The sequence below is a fragment of the Bifidobacterium thermophilum genome (assembly GCF_002846655.1).
GTDB classification, from domain to species: domain Bacteria; phylum Actinomycetota; class Actinomycetes; order Actinomycetales; family Bifidobacteriaceae; genus Bifidobacterium; species Bifidobacterium thermophilum.
This window is the reverse complement of the sequence record NZ_PCGX01000008.1, coordinates 487,622-514,187: the sequence shown is the minus strand read 5'-3', so window position 1 is coordinate 514,187 and position 26,566 is coordinate 487,622. Positions and strand designations below refer to the sequence as shown.

The 26,566-nt window shown below is 59.2% G+C and carries 30 protein-coding genes; 10 read left to right on the top strand and 20 right to left on the bottom strand.

The features are described 5' to 3' along the window. Positions 1-91: 91 nt before the first annotated feature. From CQR48_RS04805 to CQR48_RS04760, 10 genes are all read left to right on the top strand, one after another. Positions 92-463 carry a hypothetical protein gene (locus tag CQR48_RS04805; RefSeq protein ID WP_101452153.1) on the top strand — a complete coding sequence of 124 codons (372 nt, stop codon included), beginning with the start codon at positions 92-94 and terminating at the stop codon, positions 461-463. Between the two features lie 44 nt (positions 464-507). Further along, the gene (locus CQR48_RS04800; RefSeq protein ID WP_101452152.1) at positions 508-1,026 is read left to right on the top strand and encodes a hypothetical protein; all 519 of its coding nucleotides are present in this window, start codon (positions 508-510) and stop codon (positions 1,024-1,026) included. 234 nt (positions 1,027-1,260) lie between these two features. Beyond that, entirely contained in the window at positions 1,261-1,554 is a 294-nt protein-coding gene (locus tag CQR48_RS04795) for a hypothetical protein (protein ID WP_029576744.1), read from the top strand. Positions 1,555-1,857: 303 nt separating this feature from the next. Then, entirely contained in the window at positions 1,858-2,052 is a 195-nt protein-coding gene (locus CQR48_RS04790; RefSeq protein WP_033492541.1) for a hypothetical protein, read from the top strand. Between the two features lie 74 nt (positions 2,053-2,126). Next, positions 2,127-4,970 (top strand): hypothetical protein, encoded by a 2,844-nt coding sequence (locus CQR48_RS04785; RefSeq protein ID WP_143252482.1) that lies wholly within the window; start codon positions 2,127-2,129, stop codon positions 4,968-4,970. Further along, a complete protein-coding gene (locus CQR48_RS04780) occupies positions 4,967-5,239 on the top strand; it encodes a hypothetical protein (protein ID WP_033492545.1) in 273 nt (90 codons plus the stop codon). Before CQR48_RS04785 ends, CQR48_RS04780 begins: the two co-directional genes overlap by 4 nt. Then, complete coding sequence (locus CQR48_RS04775; RefSeq protein WP_101452150.1) at positions 5,239-6,147, top strand: hypothetical protein; 909 nt, start codon at positions 5,239-5,241, stop codon at positions 6,145-6,147. The genes CQR48_RS04780 and CQR48_RS04775 overlap by 1 nt, the downstream gene beginning before the upstream one ends. 162 nt (positions 6,148-6,309) lie before the next feature. Next, positions 6,310-6,693 (top strand): hypothetical protein, encoded by a 384-nt coding sequence (locus CQR48_RS04770; RefSeq protein ID WP_101452149.1) that lies wholly within the window; start codon positions 6,310-6,312, stop codon positions 6,691-6,693. Between the two features lie 68 nt (positions 6,694-6,761). Next, the gene (locus CQR48_RS04765; protein ID WP_101452148.1) at positions 6,762-6,950 is read left to right on the top strand and encodes a hypothetical protein; all 189 of its coding nucleotides are present in this window, start codon (positions 6,762-6,764) and stop codon (positions 6,948-6,950) included. A 58-nt stretch (positions 6,951-7,008) separates the two neighbouring features. Then, a complete protein-coding gene (locus tag CQR48_RS04760; protein ID WP_143252480.1) occupies positions 7,009-8,031 on the top strand; it encodes a protein rep in 1,023 nt (340 codons plus the stop codon). Between the two features lie 728 nt (positions 8,032-8,759). Here the strand turns inward: CQR48_RS04760 and CQR48_RS04750 are convergent. The 20 genes from CQR48_RS04750 to pyrH form a co-directional block, all read right to left on the bottom strand. Beyond that, the gene (locus tag CQR48_RS04750) at positions 8,760-9,341 is read right to left on the bottom strand and encodes a lipase chaperone (RefSeq protein WP_015450558.1); all 582 of its coding nucleotides are present in this window, start codon (positions 9,339-9,341) and stop codon (positions 8,760-8,762) included. A gap of 105 nt (positions 9,342-9,446) precedes the next feature. Then, positions 9,447-10,124: a MerR family transcriptional regulator gene (locus CQR48_RS04745; protein WP_244898940.1), complete on the bottom strand. Its 678-nt coding sequence runs from the start codon at positions 10,122-10,124 to the stop codon at positions 9,447-9,449. 109 nt (positions 10,125-10,233) lie between these two features. Continuing rightward, on the bottom strand, positions 10,234-10,668 hold the full coding sequence (locus tag CQR48_RS04740; protein WP_015450556.1) for an FHA domain-containing protein: 435 nt from the start codon (positions 10,666-10,668) through the stop codon (positions 10,234-10,236). A gap of 5 nt (positions 10,669-10,673) precedes the next feature. Continuing rightward, positions 10,674-11,495 carry a DUF881 domain-containing protein gene (locus tag CQR48_RS04735; protein ID WP_101452145.1) on the bottom strand — a complete coding sequence of 274 codons (822 nt, stop codon included), beginning with the start codon at positions 11,493-11,495 and terminating at the stop codon, positions 10,674-10,676. 6 nt (positions 11,496-11,501) lie between these two features. Next, positions 11,502-11,834 (bottom strand): DUF1290 domain-containing protein, encoded by a 333-nt coding sequence (locus CQR48_RS04730; RefSeq protein ID WP_015450554.1) that lies wholly within the window; start codon positions 11,832-11,834, stop codon positions 11,502-11,504. Further along, positions 11,834-12,823 carry a DUF881 domain-containing protein gene (locus CQR48_RS04725; RefSeq protein ID WP_033492558.1) on the bottom strand — a complete coding sequence of 330 codons (990 nt, stop codon included), beginning with the start codon at positions 12,821-12,823 and terminating at the stop codon, positions 11,834-11,836. The genes CQR48_RS04730 and CQR48_RS04725 overlap by 1 nt, the downstream gene beginning before the upstream one ends. 3 nt (positions 12,824-12,826) lie before the next feature. After that, the gene (locus CQR48_RS04720) at positions 12,827-13,447 is read right to left on the bottom strand and encodes a CDP-alcohol phosphatidyltransferase family protein (RefSeq protein ID WP_029576758.1); all 621 of its coding nucleotides are present in this window, start codon (positions 13,445-13,447) and stop codon (positions 12,827-12,829) included. 14 nt (positions 13,448-13,461) lie between these two features. Then, the gene (hisG, locus tag CQR48_RS04715) at positions 13,462-14,313 is read right to left on the bottom strand and encodes an ATP phosphoribosyltransferase (RefSeq protein WP_033492560.1); all 852 of its coding nucleotides are present in this window, start codon (positions 14,311-14,313) and stop codon (positions 13,462-13,464) included. Between the two features lie 40 nt (positions 14,314-14,353). Beyond that, complete coding sequence (locus CQR48_RS04710; RefSeq protein ID WP_029576760.1) at positions 14,354-14,617, bottom strand: phosphoribosyl-ATP diphosphatase; 264 nt, start codon at positions 14,615-14,617, stop codon at positions 14,354-14,356. A 45-nt stretch (positions 14,618-14,662) separates the two neighbouring features. Further along, entirely contained in the window at positions 14,663-15,328 is a 666-nt protein-coding gene (rpe, locus tag CQR48_RS04705; RefSeq protein WP_015450549.1) for a ribulose-phosphate 3-epimerase, read from the bottom strand. Between the two features lie 77 nt (positions 15,329-15,405). Continuing rightward, complete coding sequence (lgt, locus tag CQR48_RS04700) at positions 15,406-16,305, bottom strand: prolipoprotein diacylglyceryl transferase (protein ID WP_101452144.1); 900 nt, start codon at positions 16,303-16,305, stop codon at positions 15,406-15,408. Positions 16,306-16,585: 280 nt separating this feature from the next. After that, the gene (gene trpA / locus CQR48_RS04695; protein ID WP_015450546.1) at positions 16,586-17,458 is read right to left on the bottom strand and encodes a tryptophan synthase subunit alpha; all 873 of its coding nucleotides are present in this window, start codon (positions 17,456-17,458) and stop codon (positions 16,586-16,588) included. Between the two features lie 3 nt (positions 17,459-17,461). After that, positions 17,462-19,555: a tryptophan synthase subunit beta gene (trpB, locus tag CQR48_RS04690; protein WP_033492563.1), complete on the bottom strand. Its 2,094-nt coding sequence runs from the start codon at positions 19,553-19,555 to the stop codon at positions 17,462-17,464. Between the two features lie 102 nt (positions 19,556-19,657). Further along, the gene (locus CQR48_RS04685) at positions 19,658-21,244 is read right to left on the bottom strand and encodes a chorismate-binding protein (protein ID WP_101452143.1); all 1,587 of its coding nucleotides are present in this window, start codon (positions 21,242-21,244) and stop codon (positions 19,658-19,660) included. Beyond that, the gene (hisI, locus tag CQR48_RS04680) at positions 21,241-21,663 is read right to left on the bottom strand and encodes a phosphoribosyl-AMP cyclohydrolase (RefSeq protein WP_015450543.1); all 423 of its coding nucleotides are present in this window, start codon (positions 21,661-21,663) and stop codon (positions 21,241-21,243) included. The genes CQR48_RS04685 and hisI overlap by 4 nt, the downstream gene beginning before the upstream one ends. Positions 21,664-21,856: 193 nt before the next feature. Next, the gene (gene hisF / locus CQR48_RS04675) at positions 21,857-22,627 is read right to left on the bottom strand and encodes an imidazole glycerol phosphate synthase subunit HisF (protein ID WP_015450542.1); all 771 of its coding nucleotides are present in this window, start codon (positions 22,625-22,627) and stop codon (positions 21,857-21,859) included. Between the two features lie 117 nt (positions 22,628-22,744). Beyond that, positions 22,745-23,941: a dual-specificity RNA methyltransferase RlmN gene (gene rlmN / locus CQR48_RS04670; RefSeq protein ID WP_044288468.1), complete on the bottom strand. Its 1,197-nt coding sequence runs from the start codon at positions 23,939-23,941 to the stop codon at positions 22,745-22,747. Between the two features lie 90 nt (positions 23,942-24,031). Continuing rightward, entirely contained in the window at positions 24,032-25,015 is a 984-nt protein-coding gene (locus tag CQR48_RS04665) for a phosphatidate cytidylyltransferase (protein ID WP_015450540.1), read from the bottom strand. 84 nt (positions 25,016-25,099) lie between these two features. Next, on the bottom strand, positions 25,100-25,654 hold the full coding sequence (gene frr, locus CQR48_RS04660; RefSeq protein WP_015450539.1) for a ribosome recycling factor: 555 nt from the start codon (positions 25,652-25,654) through the stop codon (positions 25,100-25,102). A 90-nt stretch (positions 25,655-25,744) separates the two neighbouring features. Beyond that, positions 25,745-26,485 (bottom strand): UMP kinase, encoded by a 741-nt coding sequence (gene pyrH / locus CQR48_RS04655; RefSeq protein ID WP_015450538.1) that lies wholly within the window; start codon positions 26,483-26,485, stop codon positions 25,745-25,747. Between the last annotated feature and the right edge of the window lie 81 nt (positions 26,486-26,566).

Sequence of the window (26,566 nt, the reverse complement as noted above, 5' to 3'; positions counted from 1 at the left end):
GTGATTGCAGGGAATAACTACGCATGAAGCGCTTCAGTCAGCGGTGACGGAAGTGGTACCGTTAACATCCGATAATGCATGTTATGTCAGATTGATTAAGTACGGGTATTCCCCCGAGCGCGTCATCGCCCTGGCCAAGGCGTATTACCGCGCGATGAAGGGGTCGCGCGCCCTGGTCTGGTCGCGCAATTTGCGGGCGTTGCTGGGAATTGCGCCCGAGCAGGACGACCAGACGATTGCCGCCCAGGAGTTCGCGGACCCGAAGTGCCATGTCCTAACGGTCTGGGACTGGTCCAGGTGCCTGTCGCGCCGCGAGCATCTCGCCGTCGGTCTGCTGGACGTGTGCGACAAGTACCGGGGCGACCCGTCCGTCTGCCTGCGCTGGTGCAGGTCGAACGCCCTGCATACCAAGCCGCCCCATCTGCGACGGCGGAACGTCGGCGGCGGCGATTACTACATCTGATTTTTTCGGTAACCAATCAACCATATGGATCCAAGGAGGATATCATGTATCTGTTCAGCGACCTGTGCCGCATCGGCATGAACCAGGTCATCTGCTTCTACGACCGGCCGATGGTCACGACCCGCCTGTTCGCGAGCATGTCGGGGTATTCGGGTGATTACCTGCGCCCGTCCCGTCATGTGCGTTGGCTCGACTGCATCGACCGGATGCGCGTGGGCAACGCGACGTATTGGTGTCTTGACGATATCGTCAAGTCCACGCACGCGCGGTACGGCACGTTGTGGACGCTGGTGGTGGAGGAACGCGACTACGAGGTTGTCGAATGGGTCCGCGCGAACCATGAACATGGCATCGACCTGATCTCCGCGCAGGCGCTCTATGACAAGTCCGCTCCCCTGGCGTTGACCGGCGTGGTGAACGTGATCGGTGATTCCGTGGTGCCGTCCGGCCCGTTGTTCGATGACGAGACGCTGCCCTATCCGCTCGGTCTGCTCGCGGCGCCCGACCCGGAGGGTTCCGCTCCCCTGCCGCCGGTGTCGTTCTGCTGCCCGCCGCGGGCCTGAGTCTTCCCGGCCCGTACCCGGCGCGCGCGTCAGCGCGTCGGGTCCCGGGGGTCGGTGTCCCCGGGGGTGTATTGCGAGGGGGCGGCCCCCCTCGCGCCGGCCCATCGCCATGGGCCGGCAGCACCGTGGAATGGTACGCTTGCGTACTTTCCCGCATGCCCTTTCCAGGTGCATGATGATGGTGTCCCCTCGGGGGCGATTGGTTATCAAGGTGATGATATTTGCGAGGTTTTCATGGCTAACATTCGTGAAGCTGGTCTCCGCTTCGACGGTACCGTGCGGTACGTGAAGACGGATAGGGACGACAAGGGCAACGAGTATGCGACGGTGCAGCTCGAGAACGCGGACGGCATCAGCGATGTTTCGTTCAGCGCGCAGGCGACGCGTGATCTCCAGGCGGCCGGCTGCCAGCCGGGCGACGTGGTGTCGTGGGTCGTGCGTCCGTTCATCATCTACGGGGTGAGCAAGCGCACGGGCGGTCCTTATGGGTTCCTGAAGCTCAACTTCCTGCGTCAGGCCGGCCGCTGATGCTGACGGGCCTGTCCCCTGACCTTATGGAGTTCTGCGGGGTGTTCGCGATTCTGGTCGTGTTCTCCTCGGGGTTCCACATGTTCGGCGGGAGGTGACGCGTGTGTCGCTGGTTCTGCTGCTTTCGGGTGTCACGGGGGCGTTGGTCGCTTGTGATTGGCTGCGTGTCCTGTTCGTGCGGGTCGCGCGTTAGGGTTTGGGGGCTTCGTGTCTGACGCGATGTTGCTGTTCGCGGCTTGGGCCGCGGGTCTCCTGCTTGGTTTCCTGCATCGTTTCGTGTTGGTAAGGGGGTGAAAAGAAGATATGAACGGACTTGTGCTTGCTGTCGATGGTGCCACCACCACCGATCTGGGCGCCTTGGTGAAGAACTTCACCGATGTCGCGTCTACGCAGTTCAACGGCGCCGCTCCGGCTGTGATTGCCGCGGCCGCGGGTCTGGCTGTGATCATGTGGGGCGTTCCGAAGCTTATCGGCTTCTTCAAGCGTACCGCTAAATGACGCTCGCGCTTGCGTGCGTTATGCCCGGGGGCTGTGCGCTCCCGGGCTTTTTGTATCCGTTGTTTGGGGTGTTTATGAAGATGTTTGTACCTGGCATGGTGTCGCGGCGCGCGTTCGCGGTGCTCGCGGTCGTGTCGGCCGCGGTGGTGACGGCGGTTCCCGCGGCCGCCGATGTGGTGTATCCGTCGTGGTATGGCGGCGCGGTGAAGGCTATGGGCCGTATGGGTGTCGGCGAGTCGGATTATCCGTTGTGGCTTCAGGAGGATGTGGCGCGGACCATCCCCACGATGACGGGTGATCTGAAGGTTGACGCGCGGCTTGCCGACCGGCCGAATGGCGTCCCGTCCGATGATGATTGGAATAGCCTGGTCCGTGCCCGGCGTGCGCGCCTGGTGTACGGGGACACCACGGTCGATGCTGTCAAACTGTGGAATGTCTACGGCAAGGTGTATGCGGACGGGTACGCGCGCTCGAACGCGGGCGAACTGAATTACGGGGATCCGGGGTATGTGCCCACGAGTGCGGAGATTGACGAGTGGTCGCGCAAACTGTCCGTGACGACGAGCGAGCTGAACGCTGATTCGGCGGTCGGCGCTGAGGACGGATCTTCGTCGGGTACTGCGCCGAGCGGGTACGTGTCCCGGTGCGGCACATCCCCCGTGCGTGTCCGTGCTGCCGCTTTACGTACGACCCCCGCTTCCGACGTTAAGCCGTACAGCAATCGGAAAATGAAGAAGAGCGAACAGTACACGGAACTCTATACAATGGATATGGACGACGGCAGCTCATATGCCCAGAGGATCCTAGAAGAGGAACAGAAGAACGGCGCCGGCGACGCGTATTCCGGCGATACGAGCAATAACCCATCATTGCGTGAGTTGGAATGGGGCCGGCATGCGACGGCGCGCGACCGGCGTATCCACAAGCGCCTGGAGAAAGTCAAGAAAGCGCATTCCACGCTCAACCATTTCGTCGATACCGTGAACGCATGGATTGAGCCGTTCTCATTTGTGCAAAACGGCATCCATCAGATTCGCACCTGGTTCTTCACGGATGATGACATTTGCGGGTCCACGGCTATGCTCGGCGACCGGTCCGAAGCGGGCGAAAACGTCATGCGTTTACTGTTCGGTATCGGTGAGGGCTTGAACTGTGACGAGTATGATGCGTTACACTTCCCGGCTGACGGTGAGGCCGCTACGTCTGTACGCAAGTTCGCGAAACAAAGTGCGAAGGATCCCGACAAACCGAAATATCAGGGTCAGGGCGACCACGACGGCGATCTGGCGACATTGCATTACTCCTATACGTCTTGGTATTACGCGGACACGCCTTATGGCAAAATTTATATGCGCTCGACCCAGGCGACTGACGATAAAGGCCATTCCTTGGTCTTTCTAGATGGTCATAGTGACGATTTTAATGATGCTTCGCAAGTTCGGTCTGAGGGTGATTGGTTGCTCTCAAAATCTCAGGATATAGCAGATTGGAAGTTACGTCTCGATATGCTTATCCCCTTGACCGGAACGGATGGGAATTATAATTGGACGTACGATGTCCCCGCATACGGTATCTTTTCCAGTACTCCCCATAGGCTCTATTTGACTGATGCGTATTTGGATCAATCCATACCGGATGACCCGTCTTATACGGTTTCTTATTTTCGCTATAATCCGCATGCTGCCAGCTTCACGGGTAAACAAAACGCCAGGACATGGGCGTTGCCTGGCAAGGCTGATGATATTTTCAAGAAACTGCTCGTACTCGTCACGCCTAAAGATGGTTATGTCGGGTATGACTATGTCAATGGCTCCCATATGGCTATCGGTCGGAAGTCCGATGATTTCGTCGGGCGAACCAGGATGGCGTCCAATGTGCATGCCTGGCATAAGTGCGATAAGTCGTGCCCCGCGGATTTGCAGACCAGGAAACCGAAGGTGCGTGTCAAAGCGACGGCCAAGGATCCCCAGGGCAATGACGTAGGCAGCTCGGTCAGTGATCCGGCCGATCCGGAGGACGTGAAGGTGCCGGCGTCCGTGACGACGCCGGTCGGCACGGACGGCAAGACCACGGCGTCCAATATCAGCTATGACGTTGTGGCCGATGACGGTACTACCAAGCATGTCGGCGATGTCACGATCCCCCAGGTGGACGCGGCGCAGAAGCGTCTCGACCTTATCGACTTGACCACGGGCAAGTCCTGTTTCGGCGAGGGGTACGCGTGCGCGGACTGGTATACGGAGACGCAACAGTTGATCCCTGATCATCAGTTGACGGTATCCACGAAAACGACCACGAAGGAACTGCCGGCGCTTCGGTATAAGTGTTCGTATGATGTGCCGGGCAAGATCACCGAGGTGCCTATCGGTGAATGTGTCGCGTATGCTAACAGTTTCAGCGAGCAGGCGCAGCGGTCTGGTGATGTGGGTGCGGACCCGGACGGCAGACCGTTGGACAAGCCGGTCGCGAAGGCCGACCCGAAGGTGGATTACGGGTCGTGTGTGAAGATGGAGACGGCGGGCAACCCGTTGAAGTGGCTCTACGAGCCGGTCGCATGCGCCGGTCGTGTCCTGTTCAAGCCCGACGACAAGGTGGTGACCACCACGCGCACCAGGGTAGAGCGCAGTACGCGCACGAGTGTCGTCGTCAAGCTCGACCTGATCCGTGACAACTGGCGTCCCGTGTTCACTGACGGGCTGGGCGACTGCCACGGGTATCGCGTCTCCTTCCATTTCGCCGGATTCAAAGTGTTCGATGACGCCGATTTCCTGGACGCGTGTCCGGGTCAACAGTTGGATTGGCTGCCGGGCTTGTGCCGGGCGTTCCTCACGATCGCGTGCGCCCTGGGCGTCATGCTGTTGTGCCGGCGTGCCTTCATGGCCATCTTCGACTTCCACACGGGCGGTGACGGGCAATGATCGTCGAATGGCTCATGAAGATCGGCGCGGACCTGTGGAACTGGTTCATCCACCTTTTCGATGGTGTGGATTTCCCCGAAGCTGTCAAGTCCCCTCCCCCCGAAGTCGCCGAGTTCCTGTCACGGTTGCACGGGTTCGGCGTGTGGATCCCGTTCGGCCGCTTCGGGGTCATCGTCCTTGCCGGCGTCGCGTTCGTGTCTGGGTGCTTCGCCTTGCGTGCGGCGCGCGCGGCGATCGGGCATCTGCCCTGGATTGGAGGTAACGGTTGATGGATGATAATCGGGGTTTGCGTCGCCTGGTCGCGGTCACGCGCGACCGCTTGGCTCGTTCCCGTGGGGATTCGGGTTCGGCGGGGCCGGGGCGCGGGCTTGAGGGCGCGACTGCGCCCGTGCCCGCGCCCGGCTTTCCGGTCCCGTTGCCCCGTGAGCGGGACTGCGGACGCTCGTATCGCACCCGGTTCGCTATCACCGCGTACATCGGTTCCAACGGGTCGGGTAAAACGCTCTGCATGGTGCATGACACTCTACCCAGTCTCTACGCCGGGCGCATGATCTATACGACCGTTCCTCTAACCTGGCCGGATGGCACCACTCCCCCGAACGTCGTCATGCTTCACGACTGGTCACAGATCCTCAACGCGCGGCACGCGGATATCCTGTTGGACGAGGTCGCGTCCATCGCGTCGAGCCGTGAGACTGACGCGCTGCCCCCGCAGATCGCGACGCTGTTGCAGCAGCTGCGCAAGCGTGACCTGGTGTTGCGGTGGACGGCTCCGTCCTGGTCGCGTGCGGACAAGATCCTGCGCGAGACCACGCGCACGGTCACGATCTGTTACGGGTTTTTGTCGCGTCCTGCGGAGGGTAGTCGTTGGCGGTCCAACCGGCTGTTCCGCTTCCTCTCGTATGATGCGAGCGATTACACGGAGTTGGATATCAACGGCGCTCGTAGGAGGTTCGACCCGCAGCAGTCGAGTTGGTTCCTCCTGTCGCGTCATGTGGCGAGACTGTGTTACGACACGCTGGATTCGGTCAGCACAATCGGCACGGTGCTGTTGTCCGGCCGGTGCGCGGTGTGCGGTGGTCGTCGCCGGGTCCCCGAGTGTACGTGCGACGATTACGTGGCTCTTAAAGCGCGCAAATCGCGCGATCGGGGCCCCTCGTCGGTTGAGCGCCGATAGGCGCGATGCCGGCGTGGGGTGTAGGGGTTCGGGGGCGACAGTCGCCCCCGACACACAAGGCCGTAGGCCTTGACAACGCGACACGCCGATACAAGAGATATTGACAATACCAACATTACTGATGTATAATGTAATCACATTTAAGGATTGAGGAATGGAGGTATGTTGAATATCGCACTTTTCGTCACCGCCGAATTGCTCCTGGCTGGCTACCTTGTCTATGCGGTCGCGGTGCCGTTGATACATTACCGCTTGGGCGACGGCGACCGGTGGATCGTGTTCGCGGTGCTGCTGTGCCTGATCGGAGTCAATGCCATGGTGAAAACCGTGCAATATGCTTTCTTCCCCCGTAATGAATCGCAATCCGTCTATATCGCGTTCGGCTGGGTCTGTATTTTCTATATCTTCGTTGCCGGGTCCTTTAGGCGTTTCATGAATCGCGACGTGTACCCCGAAGCGTCCCGGGCTCTGATGATAGCCGGCTACACCATATCCGTGTTCGGCCTGCTCGGGGTCCTCCCCGCCTGGTCGTGGCTGATTCACTAAAAAACGACACGCCGATGTTGTCAACGACAACATATAGTGTATAATGTAAGTATGAAAGGAGGTACGGAATGGCCAGACAAAAAGCCCCCATACAAATGAGCATCAGCCCCGAACTCGTCAAACGCATGGACGACTACCTGGCACCCATCGGCGTCAGCAGAAGCGCATATGTCTCTATGCTGATAGCCCGTGACCTCGACGATATGCAACAGGACACCACGTCCACGTTGGACGACTATAATCCACTACCAGAATAGAAAAAGTCCCGCGATGGGAAGATCGCGGGACGGTAACCAATCTAACTGCGAGGTTTTCATGGTTGATTCCAGTGTATCACAACCGCCATGCGACGGCGGCGTAGCCGCCCTTGAGAGCATGGCAAGTTATGCGGCCCCTGTCGGCCGGCATTACAACCACGCGACGCGGGAGCTGCTGTCACGTAAGTTCCGTGCCCAGCGTTGGGCGCAGCGTGCCGTGAATCGTCGGTTGCTGCCTGGTACTGCTTGCGCGGGATGCGGGCGTCCCGTCTCGAAGCAGACGGGTGTCGGCCTGTATTGGGACAGCAAGCATAAGGCGAGGTTCAGTGGCTTGCGTACCTGTGGCAGTGTTTGGTGCTGCCCGGTGTGCAATGCGAAGATTCAGAACGTGCGTCAGTCCGAGATACAGCAGGCTCTGAAGGTTGCGCAGGAGCGCGGGTACGGTGTCGTGTTCGGCACGTTGACGTTGCGTCATGACCTGGGCGACGAGCTGAAGTCTGTCCGTGCGATGATCCAGCAGGTGTGGCGGAGCGTGATGCAGCAGCATGGCACGCGGTCGATGCTTGATGGATTGGGGCGTCTCGGGTATATCCGTGCGATGGAGTGCACGTTCAGTCCGGCCAATGGTTGGCATGTGCATTTCCATGTGTTCTGGTTCTTCCGTCATCGTCTGGACAAGGGGCGTGTGGACGCTTTCCAAGCTGATTTCGCCGATCGGTGGATTGCCGCGGTTGACCGGGTGAATCGTAAGAATCCGGATGTCGAGCCGTTCGCTGCTCCCCTGCCGGAGCATCAGCTGTTCAAGGAACTTCGCTTGTCTGACAACGTGATTGATACGTATTCGCGGTATTGCACGACGCGTAAGTCCGTTGCGTTGCCTGGGCGTAATGCGATTTGGCGTGCGGCTAATGAGATTACGGATTCCCAGTCGAAGCCCGGTAAGGTGAAGATGCATAACGGCAAGCCTGTCTTGCATACGAATTATTGGGATTGGCTGTCGATTCTTTCGGAGCTTGGTTATGGTTCCAAGTCCTTTGACGCGAACTGTAATCCGAAAAACATATGTTATGTCAGATTGTAACTGTTGACTCCTTCCCATGCACGCAATCGCATATCTTTCGACGATTCAATACGACAACGACGCACGCTCTCATCCCGGTGAATTTGCGATTTGCGACAATCAGCGTCGGCACCCCGATAGGAATTCCAACGTGACTGTTCGTCGTCATATCATTGGTGTAGGCGCCAAACGTCATTGATACCATTGTCACGACGGCGTTGTTATCGCGTGGATCGGCTTCGGCTCGACATGGCGTTCGGCACACCATGATGATATTTGATGACGTGTAGTGAGGTTGCTATGGCTTGGTCCCTGCCGGCAATGGTTGCGCTGATACTGGATATCGGTTTTCTGGTGTATGCCGTTGCTGTGTCCGTGATCCATTACCGCTTGCATGACGGTGCTAGGTGGATATTCTTCTGTGTCCTGCTGTGTCTACTCAGCGCCTGGACCACATATGGAACTGTGGCATCCTTGCTGCCGCAACGTCCCGGCGTGAGTCTGCCCTTGTTCCGCTCGTTCGGTGATTTGTGGGTGTTGTATTTCTTCGTAGGCGGATCGTTTAGGCGATTTCGGAACCGCGGTTGTTTCCCCGATGTCACACGCGCGCTGATGATATCGGCGTATGCGATTAGTGCAATCTGTCTCCTGGTGTTTCTGCCCGGTTGGTGGATGACCACGCGCTGGTAAATCGAACGTGACTCATATCGCCGATGCGGGAGCGATGTGCAGGAGTCAGCACGTAAGGACTACTTCCGGTCATTCCCGCTGTTTGCCGCCGAGACGGCGTCATCGTCGTGTTTCCCGGTGTTGTCTTTCCCGGTTTGCGCAGACTGATTGGCATGCTCGAGGTTCTTATGCCCGGCAAGTTTGGCGCGTGCGGCTTCGGCTTTCGCAGCGCGTGACGCCTGTCGGTACATGAACCACAGTTCCAAGGCGATGAGCACGATCAGAATCGCCCCAGAGATGCCTTCGACGCTGTCATACCAGGACAGCATGGTTTTGCCGATGCTGTCCGCGGCTTCGGTAGCCACGATATACGGCGCCATAGCAAGAATCAACGAGACGAAATGCAGGATGATGACGGTTTTGCTGACCGGACGAGGATCTGTGCTCTCCCCCTCCCCTGCCGCGACGGTATCGCCTGACGCCACAACGCCGTCTGATGCTGTCTTGGCAGCAGACGCAGCAGACGCTACAGAGGTGGCGGACGCCGAATCCGTCGGATGACCGGCATGGGAGCGTCGCGTATCTGTCTTCAGCACCATCACGATGACGGTGACGCAGCATACCAAGGCAATCAGCCAGAGAACAAGCGGAAGAGCAGGCATCGAATGTAACTCCTTAGAACTGACAATAAACCTATATCAGAGCATATCTGTCAACAACGGCGATCCGCAGCGGCAATGGCATGCCGCGCGTGAATGCCCGGCTACTCATACATGCACAAGGAACGGATCATACTCATCTAAGTCCTGCATGCTGCGTTCCTCGTGCCGGATTTCAAGTTTCCTGCGCATACGGGCTTGCGCAAGCTCCTCGAACGGTCCACCGCTTGGCATCTGGGAAGCTGTGACGGAACCATCGGGAAACACGTCGACGTGCGGCTCTTGTTCAAGCCGCTGCTCGATTCCATGCCACAGCGCGGTCACGGAAATGCCGAACACCGCAGTTCCGCTGCCGAGCACATCGCCGATTCTGTCCCCATCCCGGCATTCGTGCACATGCTCGCCGTCGCTGAGAATCGTCGTATGCTCCAGTTGCGCGGTACTTCGTTGCATGAGATACCCGATGGCAATGGTCACGTTCTGCAGGTTCACGCCTGCGTCAAGCAGCCGTTTGGACACAGCGAGAATCAGCACGTCCTTGAACGAGTACAACCTTCGCGAACCTGAGCCATGCGAGGCTTTGATGGACGGCTCAACGATTTGTTTCCTCGCCCAATAATCCAGCTGACGGTAGGTGATGCCGGCGACTTTCGAAGCAACAGTCCCCCGGTACCCGCGTGTCGGCTTGTCATCGTCAGGGAAGGAAAACAACTCACCCTGGACGATGATGATGTCACTGGATGACACAGTAGCGTTCGACGCGTGAGTAGCACGATGGACTGCCATGTCACCTGTGCCCTTTCTGAAGAATACTGCCGTGGCTTGGAGACCGTACCGAGGTCGCATGCGGGAAGAAGAGGCGTGATCGCGGGATTGCCGCTGATCACGCCGAAATTCAGGCTTGCGCGGCGTTGCCGAAGAATACCAGCCTGAATTTACCAATCATGATTTCGTCACCGTTGTGCAACACCGCGTTATCCACGCGTTGACGGTTGACATATGTACCGTTGAGGCTTCCTGCATCGATGACTTCGAACGTGCCGTTCGTGCGGCGGAAGACCGCATGATGACGCGACACGGTCGAATCGTCGAGCAGGATGTCCGCATGCGGGTCGCGTCCCACCGTCACTTCGTCCTCGTCAAGGAGATACCTGGAGCCTGATACAGCGCCTCGCGTCGAGATGAGCAGCGCCGTGCCGGGCGACAATTTGGTGATGGTGTCGAGGTCTTCCTGGGTCAGAGGACGGTCCCCGGTCGTGGTAATGGGTATTGTGATGGCAGGCATCCCGATGATGGTCGTTTCGCCTGCGCTTGGAATCGGATCAGTCATACTTGCTATTCTACAGTCTTTGCGTATTGATATTGGGGTACGTCGCGAATCTCGTTGATTTCGACCTTATCGGATGATGTCACTTTGACTTTCGCGCCGAATTTCACACTGAGTCTGGAGCCGACGCCGCCGGCGATATTGACGGCGTTCTGCAGATTCTGCGGGTCGCCGATAGCCTTGACCTTGTACGGTGTGGATAGTTCCTGACCATCGCAAATCAGCCCTGTTTTCGTGTCGGCGAAGTAGGTTGACGTCACGACTCTCACGGTGTTGACCGCCATGACTTCCGCACCTGCATTGCGCAGTTCCTCGATCAGTTCGAACATGGTGGCGGCATCGATGCGGTCCTTCGTGCCCTTGCTGATGGTGATTACCACACCCTTGCCCTGTGCCGCCAGACGGCCGGAGAGCAAGCCGCTGGTCTCTTCGTTCTGCTTGGCGATGTGTTCGGCTTCCGCCTGTTTGTCCGCGGCCTTCTGCAGCGCGGTGAGCTGTTCGGTCAGCTGGCTTTTGCGCTGTTCGAGATTCTGCACTTGGGAACTGGTCTCGGTGATAAGCCTGGTCAGTTCGTCCTCGCTCATCGTCTCATATGTTGATGTGGTGTTGTTCAGCTGGATGGCATAGCTGAAACCAAGCAATGCGCACAGCAAGAGCACAAGTAGGCTGGTCATGAAACGGGTGCGGGCCGCGTTCGCTTGTAGCGAACGCTTGGGTTTTCTTCTGACAACCGGGAACGATCCCGTCTCGGTATGGTCGTTTGCGCTGTCCGCGACATGCTGGCGGTGCACGCGGCTGAGCAAATCCTGTGGTTCCTTCTTATGACTCATATGACATTACGCCTTGAAGACGAACCGGCGGATTGCGGACACATTGGAGAAGATTCTGATGCCCAGCACGACGATGACTGCGGTCTGCAGCTGCGAGCCGACGCCGAGCTGATTGCCCAGAAGCACGAGCAGTGTGGCGGTCAATACGTTGGAGATGAACGAAATCACGAACACCTTGTCGGAGAATGTGCGTTCGAAATACGCCCGGGCCGCTCCCAGCAGCGCGTCAAGCGCCGCGACGACCATGATCGGCAGGTACGGCTGCAAGACGACTGGTATATCCGGTTTTACGAAGATGCCGATGACCACGCCTATGATCAGCCCCAATACTGCAGCCATTAGTTCGCCCTTTCCGCGTAGCTAATTTCACTTGAGCTTGCCGCTTCCAGTGTAATCGACTTCGACGTCGTGATTTGCGGGTAGATTCCCGCGCCTTTCAACGTCGTATATAAAGAGCGCTGGCTCTTCTCCCCCACGGCGGAGGCCAACGCGCTTGCATCCCCTATGGCTTGGATTTTATAGGGGCTCTGCACCTGATTGACACCCACCAGAATTGTCTGGCCTGCGGTGCGCACCGAAGTCTGCACACCTAGACGATAGCCATTGATGGAGATGGCTTCCGCACCGGCCTGCCATAGGATCTGGATGAACACCTGCAAATCGCCGTCGGTGACGACACGGATATTCGAGCTGCTTTCCCGCGGCAACGACCCCGAGGTGGTGTCGCTGTTCGCGGCGAGCGGGTTCGCGATGGTCAGCGTGATACCCGGCCCAGTCACCGGAATCGTGCCGGTGGCCATCTCGTCGTAGGTCAAGGTGTCGTTCTTGGTGGTGTTGGCCAGCTTCTTGGACTGGTTCTCCACCTTGACTCTCAAAGAGGAGACTTCACTGTTCAGGGTGTTGAGATGTTTGGTCTGCTGTGTGAGTTCCTTCGCCAGACTGCTGCGAATCTCCTTGCGAGGGTCGGTGTGCAGAATCTGGACGATGATGCTACCGGAGAATCCTACGGCGACGCAGATGATGAACACGATGACCCGTGTCGACCACACACGAAAAGCCGATTTCGGCCGCTTGTCCAGCCTTGAATCGCTGAACATCGGGTCCATCGGACGGTTCGTCAGGTCATCGATGAGACGCAGTGAATCATCCTCCAGTTGGGGGCGCCTGCGCCTCGGAGTGATGGGCATGTCAGGTGACGGCGCTGCATGGTGTGCGCCCAGTGATGCTGCGGAAGCGGAAAAGACAGCACGCGTGCGCACAGGCGCCGTCTCCTTCGGTATCGGTATGGAGTCCGGCGCCTGTCGTGCTTCATGCAGCGTATCTGCCATATGTCACTGCCTGTTGTCGTTACGGATCAGTCCCAGTCCCTGATGTGCGTAGATAAGCCCTGCGAGCCAGTACAACGCGATGCCCCAGATGCAGATGGCCAAGGCAACCAGATGCAAGGTCAATGTTGCCGGATTTCTCCAGATATCGGCGAAAATCAGCAACACGATCGCCGTCATAAGCAGAGCCGTGCCCGTCTTTCCCACGAAATGGACCGGCAGGGGCCCATACCCGTGCTGCGCGAGCATCACGATGAGGACTCCCATGAGCAAATCCCGCATACCGACGACGATTAACACCCACCATGGGATGACATGGGCGATGCCGAGGGCGAGGATACTGCAGAAAATGAGTAGCCGGTCAGCGATAGGGTCGAGGATCTGTCCAAGTTTGCTTACCTGGTTGAATTTCCTTGCGATGACTCCGTCAAGCCCGTCGGACATGGCCGACAGGGCGATGATGATCAACGAGGCGACCATCTCGTGTTTGGACACCAAGACGGCAATCACTGGGATTGAGATAATCCTCAAAACGCTGATGCCATTGGGCACCGTGAATATCACGTCGCGTGCTTCAGGGCTGTACTGCTCCCCTGAGGTGTTGGAATGCGTGTGTGTATCGCTCATATACACCGGGGACTTCAGATACGGGATGCCTGGAGTGCGGTGACGATGATACCGCGGGCGCCGACCTCATAGAGCCGATCCATCAGTTGATTGACCTTTTCACGCGGCACCATGACGCGCACGGCTGCCCACTGCTTGTCATGTAGCGGGGAGATGGTCGGGCTCTCGAAGCCCGGCGTGACCTCGACCGCAGCTGCGACTTTCGAGACGGGGATATCGTAGTCCATGAGCACGTACCGCTGTGCGGTCAAGACGCCTTGGATGCGGCGGCCCAGGATGGTCAGGCGCTCGTCGTTCTCCGTGACACGCGGGGAACGGATGAGGATGGCTTCCGAGTGCAGAATCGGGTCGGCGAACACGCGCAGGCCGGCATTGCGCAACGTCGTGCCGGTGGAGACGACATCTGCGATGAGATCGGCGACACCAAGCTGCACGGATGATTCGACCGCGCCGTCAAGGTGGATGATATCGGCGTGGATTCCGCGGGCCTTGAGATAATCGTCGACCAGCTTGTCATAGGAGCTGGCAACGCGCTTGCCATCGATGTCCTCAAGACGGTTGATCGGCGATTCCGCGGGAGCTGCGAACCTGAACGTGGATGCACCGAACCCGAGCGGCATATGCTCGACGGCCTCGGTGCCGGAATTGAGCAGCAGATCGCGGCCGGTGATGCCGACGTCGATGGTTCCGCGGCCCACGTACACGGCGATGTCCAGCGGGCGAAGGTAGAACAGCTCGATATCGTTATCAGGGTCTTCGACGACCAACTGCCGTGAGTTGCTGCGCAGGCGGTACCCTGCCTCGGCAAGCATGTTCCAAGCCGGTTCCGACAGCATGCCTTTGTTTGGCACGGCAATCCTTAACATATTTCCTCCCTAATTGCTGCGGTTCCCGAAGACAGGACGCTCACAGGTTCTTGTAGATGTCTTCCAGTGTGATGCCCCGATCGATCATCATGACCTGAAGATGGTAGATCAACTGGCTCATCTCTTCCGCAGTGCGTTCCGCTCCTTCGTATTCGGCAGCGATCCACGTCTCCCCGGCTTCTTCGACGATCTTCTTGCCGATGAAGTGCGTGCCTTTGTCGAGCTCGCCGACGGTGAGTGAACCTTGAGGGCGGGTCTGGGCTTTCTCGCTGAGCTCCTTGAACAGTGATTCGAAGGTCTTCACTTGTTGTCTCCCTATGTTGTCTGTTGTTGCGTGCAGTGCGGCCGGTTATGCCCGGTATGCCGCCTGGGCTTTCTCACGGATTGATTCGATGGCTGCGGCGGGATCTTCGGCACCGTACACGGCGGAACCTGCGACGAGCACGTCGGCGCCCGCATCGGCGACGATGTGCGCGGTCTTGGGGCTAACTCCCCCATCGACCTGGATGTGGGTATCCAGACCGCGGCGGGTGATTTCATCGCGCAAGCGACGAACCTTGCCCATCTGGTTGTCAAGGAACTTCTGGCCACCGAAGCCCGGTTCTACGGTCATGATCAGAACCATGTCGAACTCGTCAAGAATGTCGAAAATCGGCTCGACGGGCTCAGCAGGACGAACCGCGAAGCAAGCCTTGCAGCCCATGTCACGCAGTTGACGGGCCAAACGCACCGGCGCATGTGTGGCGCCCATATGGAAGCTCACCGACGCCGCGCCGAGCTTCGCATACTCCGGAGCCCAGCGGTCCGGATCCTCGATCATCAGATGCACGTCGACCGGCAGGTCGGTAACCTCGCAGATACGCTTGACGATTGGCTCGCCCAAGGTGAGGTTCGGCACGAAATGGTGATCCATCACATCGACGTGGACGAGATCGGCATTGCTGATCGCTTTGAGGTCACGCTCGAGATTGCAAAAATCGGCGGACAAGATGCTAGGTGCGATTTGAATACTCATAATACCCATTCTATGGAGTACGGCTGACGATGACGATCCGGGAGCCGGAAGATGGACACGGCCCGCCGCCGGGCAGGTCATGCCTCGATTGTGCTGGCTTCCAGCTCGGTCTGGGTACGCAAGCGTTCCGCAAGCAGCGAACTGTCTTTTCCGCGCCGTTGCAGGATGACGAAGGCGATGGCGCCGAGGACGAACACCACCATGGATACCCATACGTTGATCCTCACGCCGAGGAACTCGTGGGCGAAATCAATGCGCAAGCATTCGATCCATGTGCGTCCAGCGGTGTACCACATGACATACAGCGCGAACAGGGATCCGCATTTGAGGGTGCGGTACGCCTTGTGCCCGATCCACACGAGCAGTGCGGCGCCGATGAGGTTCCAAATCATCTCGTAGAGGAAGGTCGGGTGAAACAGAGTGCCTGTCGGGCAGGTCGAGCCGTCGTAGCATTGCTCCATGCTGCCGATGGCGGTTCCCGCAGTGTTGAGTTTCAGCCCCCAAGGAAGAGTGGTGGGCGCTCCGTACAGTTCCTGATTGAACCAGTTGCCCAGACGCCCGATTGCTTGGGCGACCAAGAGCCCCGGTGCCACGCAATCGGCGAGCAAGGCCATCGGGTAATGCTTGTGCCGGCACCATGCCCATGCGGCCAAGGCACCGAAGACGACACCGCCCCAGATGCCGAGTCCGCCGTTCCAGATGCGGAACATCTCGACCCAATCGCCGTTGGGACCGAAGAAGCGTTCCGGCGTGGTGATGATGTGGTACACCCGCGCGCCGATGATGCCGGCCGGCACAGCGCACAGCGTGATGTCGAGAATCTGGTCGAATGTGCCCCCGGCATGCCTCCACCGGTTCGTGGTGATCCACACCGCGCATATGATGCCGGCGAGGATGCACAGCGCGTAGAAATGGATGGTCACCGGGCCGACGGTGAACTGCGAAATCGACGGGGACGGGATATAAGCCAGTGTCATGATTCCTTGATGGTAGTAGACGATGGAGATAACGTGCCGATGTGGCGGATTGGCGCGCGTCGTGGGCGGGCAATTACTCCCGGGCTGTCTTTGCTCCTGCTGTACTGCTGTATTACATTACTGAAATACAGCAGTACAGCAGCTTAGGTCGGCTGTGACCAGGCGAGGATACGGAACGAATACCACAGGACCCCACCAAGCATCACCTTGGTGGGGTCCTATCATTGGCGCGGGGGTACGTGAAGGCGGGCCGACCGACCGAGCGCCTCAGCGCATGGTGTCAGTGCCGCGCGTTGTGGATGCCCTCAGCGAGCTCCTCTGTTTTGGCTGCCAACGCTGACAGGCCTTCGTCGAGCGGCTTCGGGGTGCGTGCAGAATCATCGAGCAAGGTGTGCACCAACGCGGAACCGACAATCACGCCATCCGCATACGATCCGACCTGTGCGCCCTGCTCGGGGGTGGACACGCCGATGCCGACGCATACGTTCTGTGCGCCGGCATCCCTGGTCCGGGCGACGAGACGCTCCGGGGAGGCGGACAGGGTCGTGCGCTCGCCGGTGACGCCCATACGGGATGCGGCATACACGAAACCGCGTGCGTTCGCCGCGACGATGCGCAGACGCTCATCCGAAGTGTCTGGAGACACCAAGAAGATTCGATCGAGACCGTGTCGGTCAGACGCCTCTATCCATTCACCGGCTTCGTCGGGAATCAGATCAGGCGTGATAATACCTGCGCCACCGGCGTTCTCGAAATCGGTCGCGAAACGTTCCACACCGTAATGGAAGATGAGATTCCAATAGCTCATAACCAGCGGCACGCCGCCAGCGTTCGCCACGGTTTCCACCGCTTTGAACACGTCGGCGATGCGCTCGCCGTTGTCGATTGCGATTTTCGACGCCGCTTGGATGACCGGGCCATCCATCACCGGGTCGGAATACGGCAGGCCGATTTCCACGGCGTTGACGCCATGGCGGACCATCGTGTCGAAGGCCTTGAGCGAGTATTCGGAATCCGGGAAACCATACGGCAGGTATCCGATGAACGCGGGCTCGTCGCGCTTCCTGAAGTCATCGAACATCGCGCGGGTCTTGCTCGGTTTATGGCTGATGCCGAGAGGCTGTCCTGAAGGGGTTGTTGCGGGGTTGGTCATCGTTCACTCTCCATCTACGCTCGTGCCGTGTGCGCCGTTGGCTTCCAGCGCCTTGCTTTGTTCATCGGTCAGATAGCCGAACCATTTGCCGGCTGTGGCCACGTCCTTGTCTCCTCGTCCAGAGATGTTGACCACAATCACCGGATTGGTGTACCCCTTCGCCTTGAGATCGGCGGCAGCCTTATAGGCGCCTGCGACTGCGTGGGAGCTTTCGATGGCTGGGATGATACCTTCGGTCTCGCACAGATCTTTGAACGCGCTCATCGCTTCGTCATCGGTGGCATACGAGTACTGTACGCGGCCGATGTCCTTGAGCCACGCGTGCTCGGGGCCGACGGAGGCGTAATCAAGGCCGGCGGAAATCGAATACGTGTTCTTCGTCTGTCCTTCGGAATCTTCCAGCAGATAGGATTCAGCGCCTTGGAACAGGCCCAGATCCGCCGCCCCCGGGGTCAGACGTACGGCGTGCTCGCCCGATTCGATGCCGTGGCCGCCGGCTTCGAACCCGTACAGGTTGACACGGGGGTCATCGAGAAAGGCGTTCATGATGCCGATGGCGTTCGAACCACCGCCGACGCAAGCGCAGATCGCATCCGGATGGTCGATGCCGTAGATGTCCTTGAGCTGTTCCTTGGCCTCCTCGCCGATGATCTTCTGGAAGTCACGCACGATGGTTGGGAACGGGTGCGGCCCGCAGACCGTGCCGAGCAGGTAATGCGTGGTCTCCACGTTGGTGACCCAGTCTCGCAACGCTTCGTTGATGGCGTCCTTGAGAATACGCGATCCTTGAGTTACTTCGACAACCTCGGCACCAAGCAGCCGCATACGCGCCACGTTCAGCGCTTGGCGGCGGGCATCGATTTGGCCCATGTAGATGCGGCACTTGAGGCCGAGCAATGCGCAGACCGTTGCGGTCGCGACACCGTGCTGGCCGGCGCCGGTCTCCGCGATCACGCGGGTCTTGCCCATGCGCTTGACCAGCAACGCCTGGCCCAACGCGTTGTTGATTTTGTGGGCACCGGTGTGGTTGAGGTCCTCACGCTTGAGGAAGACACGGGCGTTGAGTCCGGTCTTCTTGTTGAGTCGTTCGGCGAAGCGCGGGGCCTCGGTGAGTTTCGAAGGACGGCCGACATATTGTTCGTTGAGCCGCTTGAGCTCTGCCTGGAACGCCGGATCGGCTTTGGCTTCGTTGTAGACGCGCTCGAGCTCGTCCAACGCCCCAATCAACGCCTCCGGAACGAATCGGCCACCGTACTTGCCGAAATACGGGCCCTGATGTTGTGATAATGGTGTGGATTCTGAGGCTTTCACGCGTTCTCCTGTCTGTATTAGCCTGCGCACCGCCGCGGTATGGTCGTCAGCGGTCGCGACACCTTCACCGACCAGCACCGCATCGGCGCCGGCCCGCGCGTAATCCTCGAGTTCTACACTGCCGAACACGCCGGATTCCGCGACTTTGATGACATCATCAGGCAGATCGCCGGCAAGTTCCTGATACTTGCTGACATCCACCTGAAGATTTTTGAGATTGCGGGCGTTGATGCCGATGACCTTCGCCCCCGCATGGCGCGCACGGTCGATTTCCTCACGCGTATGGGTTTCGACCAGTGCGGTCATGCCCAAATCGTGGGTGAGCTTCAGCAGCTGGACGAGGCGGTCATCGTCAAGCGCCGCGACGATGAGGAGCACCAGATCCGCTCCATGCGCCCTGGCTTCCCAGATCTGGTATTCATCTGTGATGAAGTCCTTGCGCAACACCGGAATATGCACGGCTTGGCGCACCTGGTCGAGATCGGCAAGGCTGCCGAGGAATCGACGCCCTTCCGTCAACACGGAGATTGCGCTTGCTCCCCCGGTCTCGTATTCGCGTGCCAGCGCGGCCGGATTGGGAATATCGGCCAGATGCCCTTTGGACGGCGATGCGCGTTTGATTTCCGCGATGACCGGTATGGCATCGGCGCGTTTGAGCCATTTCGTGGCGTCAAGTGCCGGCGTCCTCGTCTCCGTGAGCCGTTTGAGCTCATCGAGCGGCGTGCGTTGCGCACGTTCATGCATGTCTTGTGTGGCTCCTGCCACAAGATCGTCAAGTACTGACATGGTTCCTCCAGAAGTTGTTCCCAAGACTAACGATTCAGACGTGTTATTCCACAGGGATTCCCGCATGCCGGTACATCGGCGTGCGCGTGGACGTGTCGCAGCTCATCCCCGCACATGACGTGGATCCTCGGGTTGCAGCGAACGCAATTGCGCGGCAATCTGGATTGCTTCGACGCTCGCCTCGGCTTTGTTGCGTGTCTCCTGCCACTCGTTGGCCGGCACGGAGTCCAGTACGATGCCGGCGCCCGCTTGCACCGAGGCCTGATGGTCGCGGATGAAGGCGGTGCGGATGGTGATGGCCATATCCATGTTGCCGCTGAAATCGAAGTATCCGGCGGTTCCACCGTAAATACCACGGTCTGCGGGTTCGAGCTGGTCGATGATGTCAATCGCCTTGGGCTTCGGTGCTCCCGACAACGTGCCCGCAGGGAACGCCGAGGTGAAGACATCGAATACGGTTTTGTCCGGGCTGACCGTGCCTGTCACCGTCGAACAGATGTGCATGATGTGGCTGAACCGTTTGATATCCATCAGGGAGACGACTTCCACGCTATCGGGGACGCATACGCGGCTCAGATCGTTGCGGGACAGGTCGACAAGCATGATGTGCTCACTGCGTTCCTTCGGATCTGCAAGCAGTTCCTGTTCCAAACGGGCGTCCTCTTCCGGGGTGGCGCCGCGGGGTCGCGATCCTGCAATCGGGAAGGTCATCGCATGGCCGTCGTCCACTTTGATCAAGGTTTCCGGGCTCGAACCGACGACATTGAAATCACGGCCCTGTGCGTCCGTCAGCGCGAAGAAGTACATGTACGGGCTCGGATTGAGCGTGCGCAACACCCGGTAGACATCAATCGGATCGGCTGGGGAATCAATGTCGAGACGCTGCGAGATGACGACCTGGAACACGTCCCCGTCGATGATATGCTGCTTGGCGCGTTCGACCGCGTGCTCGTACTGGTCCTTGGGCGTACGGAACCTAAGTTCCGGCTTGGGGACGCTCGGGTCGAGAACATTGACCCGGGATTCGCCCTCGGCAGGGGTTGCGGCCTTGCGCTCCATCGTGTTCAGGCGCTCGACGGCGCGATCGTAGGCGAGGTCGGCACGGGCAGGCGAATCATCCATGTTGACGGCGTTCGCAATCAGCCACACCGAACCGTTCACATGGTCGACGACGGCGATATCCGTGGCCAGCGCCAGCACCGTTTCCGGCTGACCGGTCTCATCGGGTGCGTTCGCGCTGAGCGTCGGCTCCCAATGCCTGATGGCATCCCAGCCGACCGTGCCGACCAGTCCACTCGTCAGGTTCGGCAGCCCCTCGACGTTAGGCGCCTTGAGCGCTCGCAGAGTGGCATGCGCGACTTCGGCGACATCGCCGCTTGTGGGAATGCCTTTGGGCACAGTGCCTAACCAGCTGGCTTGGCCGTGGTCGGAACGCAATTGCGCCATGGAATGCACACCGATGAAGCTGTACCGGCTCCACGATCCGCCATATTCCGCGGATTCCAAGATGAACGTGCCGCTTGCTCCACCGGCGAGCCGTTCGTAGAATCCCACGGGCGTCAGTGAATCGGCGAGCAGCCTGCGCACGATGGGAATGACACGGTACCCTTGGTCGGCCAGCTCGAGGAATTGGCGGCGGTCCGGCCAGGTTTCGCCCCATCTCAGGTTGGTTACACTGCACGTGCTCATTGCTGTTCCTGCTCCTTCGTGCGATATCCGACGACCACCGGCAGCGGACCGCCCTGTTCGAAGCATGACCTCTTGCCGGTGTGGCATGCCGCTCCGACCTGGTCGACTTCAACGAGGATGGCGTCGCCGTCACAATCGAGATTCAGCGCCTTGACATACTGGACATGTCCGGACGTGTCTCCTTTGCGCCAGTATTCCTGTCGTGAGCGGGACCAGAACGTCACCCGCCCGGTGGTGAGTGTGCGTCTCAGAGCCTCATCGTTCATGTAACCGACCATCAGCACTTCACGCGTGTCGTATTGCTGGATGACCGCGGCCACAAGTCCTTTGTCGTCGCGTTTGAGTCTTGCGGCGATCCTTGGGTCGAGCACGGTGCTGTTGTCGTATTGCGGCTGTGGATCATTGCCATTCGATGCCATGGGTTTCGCTCCCTGTCTGTTGGCTTGTTGTTGGGATGTCATTGTCGCCAAGCATCGGCGAGGGATTTCCCGTCCGCCGGTGCGGAAAGCGGGTACTGAAGAAAACATGAGAGAAACTCCGGGATAGTGGACTGGCCTGATTGCGTTACGGCCATATCCGGATGTCTCAATGTGTCCTCGGAATGCTGTTGGGTCAGCGAACCGTATAGCCGGCCTTGCGCAGCTCGGCTTTGACTTCGCCAATCGTCATCTTCCCGTAATGGAAGACTGACGCTGCGAGGACCGCATCGGCTCCGGCCTCGATGGCGGGTGGGAAATCCTCCACCTTGCCGGCACCACCGCTGGCGATAATCGGTATGGTGACCTGCGAACGCATCGCACGGATCATCTCGAGATCGAATCCGTTCTCGGTTCCATCAGCATCCATTGAGTTCAGCAGTACTTCGCCTGCTCCAAGTTCCTGGGCCCGGCGGGCCCACCACAACGCGTCGATGCCGGTGGAATGGCGGCCGCCCATGGTCGTCACTTCGAAACCGGACTGCGTGTGCTGCTCGCCGCGTTCGCGACGTGCATCCACAGAAAGCACGAGGACCTGGCTACCGAAACGCTGGGAGATATCGCTGATTAGCGTCGGATTGTTGATTGCGGCAGTGTTGACACTGACTTTGTCGGCGCCGCACCGCAAGAGCTGGTCTACATCGTCGACGGAACGGACTCCACCGCCCACGGTAAGCGGGATGAACAGTTGCTGGGCCGTCCTGTTGACGACGTCGAACATGGTGCGACGATGCCCTGTGGAGGCGGTCACATCGAGGAAGGTGAGCTCATCTGCGCCCTGACGGTAATATTCGGCTGCAAGTTCCACTGGATCACCTGCATCGCGGAGATTCTCGAAATGCACGCCCTTGACCACACGACCTGCGTCGACGTCGAGGCACGGAATAACGCGAACCGCCAATGCCATTTGCGACTCCTTGTGTGAAGGGTGAAGCTTGCCTACACGTCACACCATAGCCGTTGGGCTAGAGCAATCCGGCGGTACGTCTCACGAAGTGGGCGAGCAATCCGAATTCGGTTCGTCTCAAGCGGTTTTCCTGTATTTCGCTGAAAGCTGCCCACACGCGCCGTCGATATCTTGCCCACGGGTGTCCCGCAGGGTCGCCGTGATGCCTGCGTGGTGGAGGATGTCAAGGAATTGGCGCTCGTCTTCCGGTTTGGACGCGGTCCACTTCGATCCCTCGATAGGGTTAAGCGGAATTGGGTTGACATGCGCCCAATCATCGCCGTAGTGATTCAATCGTTTCGCGAGTAGTCGGGCATGTTCCGCCTGGTCGTTGATTCCCCGCATCAGTGCGTATTCGATGCTCACCCGGCGTTTGGTCGCCAGATAATAGTCATGAGCGGCATCGAGCACCTGTGTGGTGTTGAACCTGCGGTTCATCGGGACGAGTTCATCGCGCAGCTCGTCGCTGGGGGCATGCAGCGACACCGCAAGACGGACAGGCAGCCCCTCTTGGGCGAGTTTTCGAATGCCGGGCACGACGCCGACCGTTGAGACGGTGATGTTGCGTGCGGAGATGCCGAACCCCTCCGGAGGCATCGCGCTGATCTGCCGGACCGCGCTGATGACGGAACGGTAGTTGCCCATCGGCTCGCCCATGCCCATGAACACGACATTGCTCAATCGGCATGGACCGCCGGTGATGCCGCCGTCGCGAGCGGTTTTCGCCGCGATGCGCACCTGCTCGAGAATCTCGCCGGTCGACATGTTGCGCGTCAGTCCGAGCTGACCGGTGGCGCAGAATGGGCAGCCCATCCCACAACCGACCTGGCTTGAGATGCACAAGGTGGTGCGACTCGGGTATCGCATGAGCACGGATTCGATCATGGCCCCATCGAACAAGCGCCACAGCGTCTTGATTGTCGTTCCCTCGTCTGCGCTCTGGTGCGTGACCTCATGGATGAGTTCCGGGAAGAACGCCTCCTGCGCGGTGGCGCTGAGTTTCGACGGAAAATCGGTGAATGATTCGACATCCGCGTCGAAATGCGCGAAATAGTGGTTGGCGAGCTGCTTGACACGGAATTTGGGCATGCCGATGGCCTTCGCCGCAGCCACGCGTTCCTCGGGGCTCATATCGACCAGATGAACTGGCGGTTTGCCGCGCCGGGCATGGTCCTTTGCGAGCACATCGCGGAATGCGCCAGTGGTGCCTCCGGGTGTGATACCGGTTTCCGGTGTCTGACCCGAGTTCACATCGCCGTCATCGTGCGTAGCCATACATGCTCCTGTCAGTTGTGTTGCTTGCTTCTTGTATTGCGGGCGTACTCATGGAATGCTGTCATTGATGATGCCGACCGGCGTATCAGGTTACAAGCCGGTGACATACAGCAACGCCATCATGAACGGGGCGGTCAGCAGAATGGAATCGACGCGGTCCATCACCCCGCCGTGACCTTTGAGCAGATGGCCCATATCTTTGATGCCGATGTCGCGCTTGAGCATGGATGCGCACAAATCGCCGAACGTGCCCACGATACCCATGAGGATGCCGACCACGATCGGCACCCACCAGCGGGATGCCCACAGAGACGGGTAGGTGCATGCGAAGATGGCGAACGCGCCAGCCATGGCGAACAGAATCGAGCCGAGCAACCCTTCCACCGACTTCTTGGGTGAAATACGCGGGGACAGTTTGTGCTTGCCGAACCAAGCGCCTGCGAACAAGCCGCCGGTATCGCTCAACGCGGGAAGGAACACAATCATGATGGCATGGGCGAAAGCATGGCCGTGGAAGGTCAGCGACAATGCGATGAACGAAGCGATTAGCGGGATATACAACACTGCGAACACGGAGACCGCCACACTGGTCAGCCGGCTGTGCTGGATGGTGGCGGAACCGTGATTGAAGGAGGATTCGAGCCGTGCCCCGGCGTTTGTCTGCGCGAGTTTCCGCTCAACCTCCATGCTCAGCCGGTCTCCGAAGCTGAAATTCGCGGTGGCGCTCAGTGCGACGAGCACGATTGAGAGCATGATGCACAAGGCCATTGTCGACACATGCCAAGGCGAATAGTAGGTTGCCAGCAGGGTGACCGTTGAGCAAATCCACAGCATCACCACAGGGATGTGCATGCCGGCGATCGCGAAATCAACTCGAAGCTCCCACAAGGCCAGGATCATGAAGACGACGAGCAACACCATGAACACGTCCATGCTGATCGCCAAGCATGCGATGATGATCGCGATCAGCACGACGGCCGTGGCAATCGCCTGGGGCATGTTACGCCCCGTCTTCTTGTTGATTTCCTCTATCGTTTCGTCGGCGTTACCGTCATGCTCTGCGTGTTTGTCCATCATCATCCCTTATCGGCTCACCATCGGAAACGGGCCCCGACATCCGTGTGCACGGCATGATCGAGGCCCGTCGTGTAGGGGTCCTCAGACCTCCATGATCTCCTTCTGCTTGGTTTCCAGCAGAGAATCAAGTTCGTCCGTGAACTGCTTGGTGATCTTGTCAAGCTCTTTAAGCTGGCGATCGCCGTCGTCCTCGCCCATATCGCCGTCCTTGACGGACTTGTCGATGGTTTCCTTGGCCTTGCGCCGGATGTTACGAACCGCCACCTTGCCCTCTTCGGCCTTGGTCTTGGCGATCTTCACATATTCCTTGCGGCGTTCCTCGGTCAGCTCGGGCATGGTCGCGTAGATGACGCTGCCCTCCCTGCGGGGGCTGACGCCGAGATCGGAGTCGCGGATGGCCTTTTCGACGGCGTTCGCCTGTGAGGCGTCATAAGGAGTGACCGCCAGAGTACGCGGCTCTGGAACGCCGATGGTGGCGACGGCCTTGATTGGCGTAGGCACGCCGTAATACTCGACGGTCAGGCCGTTGAGCAGCGCCGGGTTCGCGCGCCCGGTACGGATGCCGGTGAAGTTCTCCTTGGTGGCTTCGACGGACTTGCCCATCTGTTCCTTGGCTTGTTCGATGACTGTGGCCATGCTATCTCCTTTGGCGGATTCGTCGTTGAACGACTGGTTGTTCTTATTGTATCGTCATGCGGCGTCGAATCGGCGCACGACCCTTGATGTTCAGTCGACGAGCGTCGATTGGGCGGTTGACACGAGCGTGCCGAGCTGTTCGCCGAGCAGGGCCTTGGTGACATTGCCCGGCTCCTCGAGCCCGAATACGCGGATCGGCTTGCGGTTGTCGCGTGCCATGGACAATGCGGACGCGTCCATGACAGCGAGGTTGTCGACAAGGGCGCGATTGTAGCTGAGCGTGGCGAAACGCTGCGCGTTTTCGACTTTTCGCGGGTCTGCGGTATAGACACCGTCGACGCCGTTCTTGCCCATCAGCACCTCGTCGCAATGGATTTCCAAGGAACGCTGGATGGAAACCGTGTCAGTTGAGAAATACGGCATGCCGGCGCCGGCGCCGAAAATCACCACGCGGCCCTTTTCCAGATGCCTGATGGCCTTGAGCGGGATATACGGCTCGGCGACCTGCCCCATGGCGATGGCCGTCTGCACACGGGTGGCTTGGCCTTCCTGCTCGAGGAAGTCCTGCAATGCGAGGCAGTTCATAACGGTGCCGAGCATGCCCATGTAATCGCCGCGGCTGCGGTCGATGCCGGCCTGTTGAAGTTCTGCTCCGCGGAAGAAGTTGCCGCCGCCGGTGACGATGGCTACCTGAACACCCTGACGTACTGCGGGAACGATTTCCTGGGCGATGCGCCGCACCACTTTCGTATCAATGCCGACTGCTCCCCCGCCGAAGGCTTCGCCTGAGAGCTTGAGCAACACCCTGCGTGGCTTATCCGTGCCAGTCATATTTGGGCCTTTCTATGCCTGTCTTATCATTGCCGCCTAACCACTGTAGCGTCGATGAACGACAGGCGTACATCGACTCGC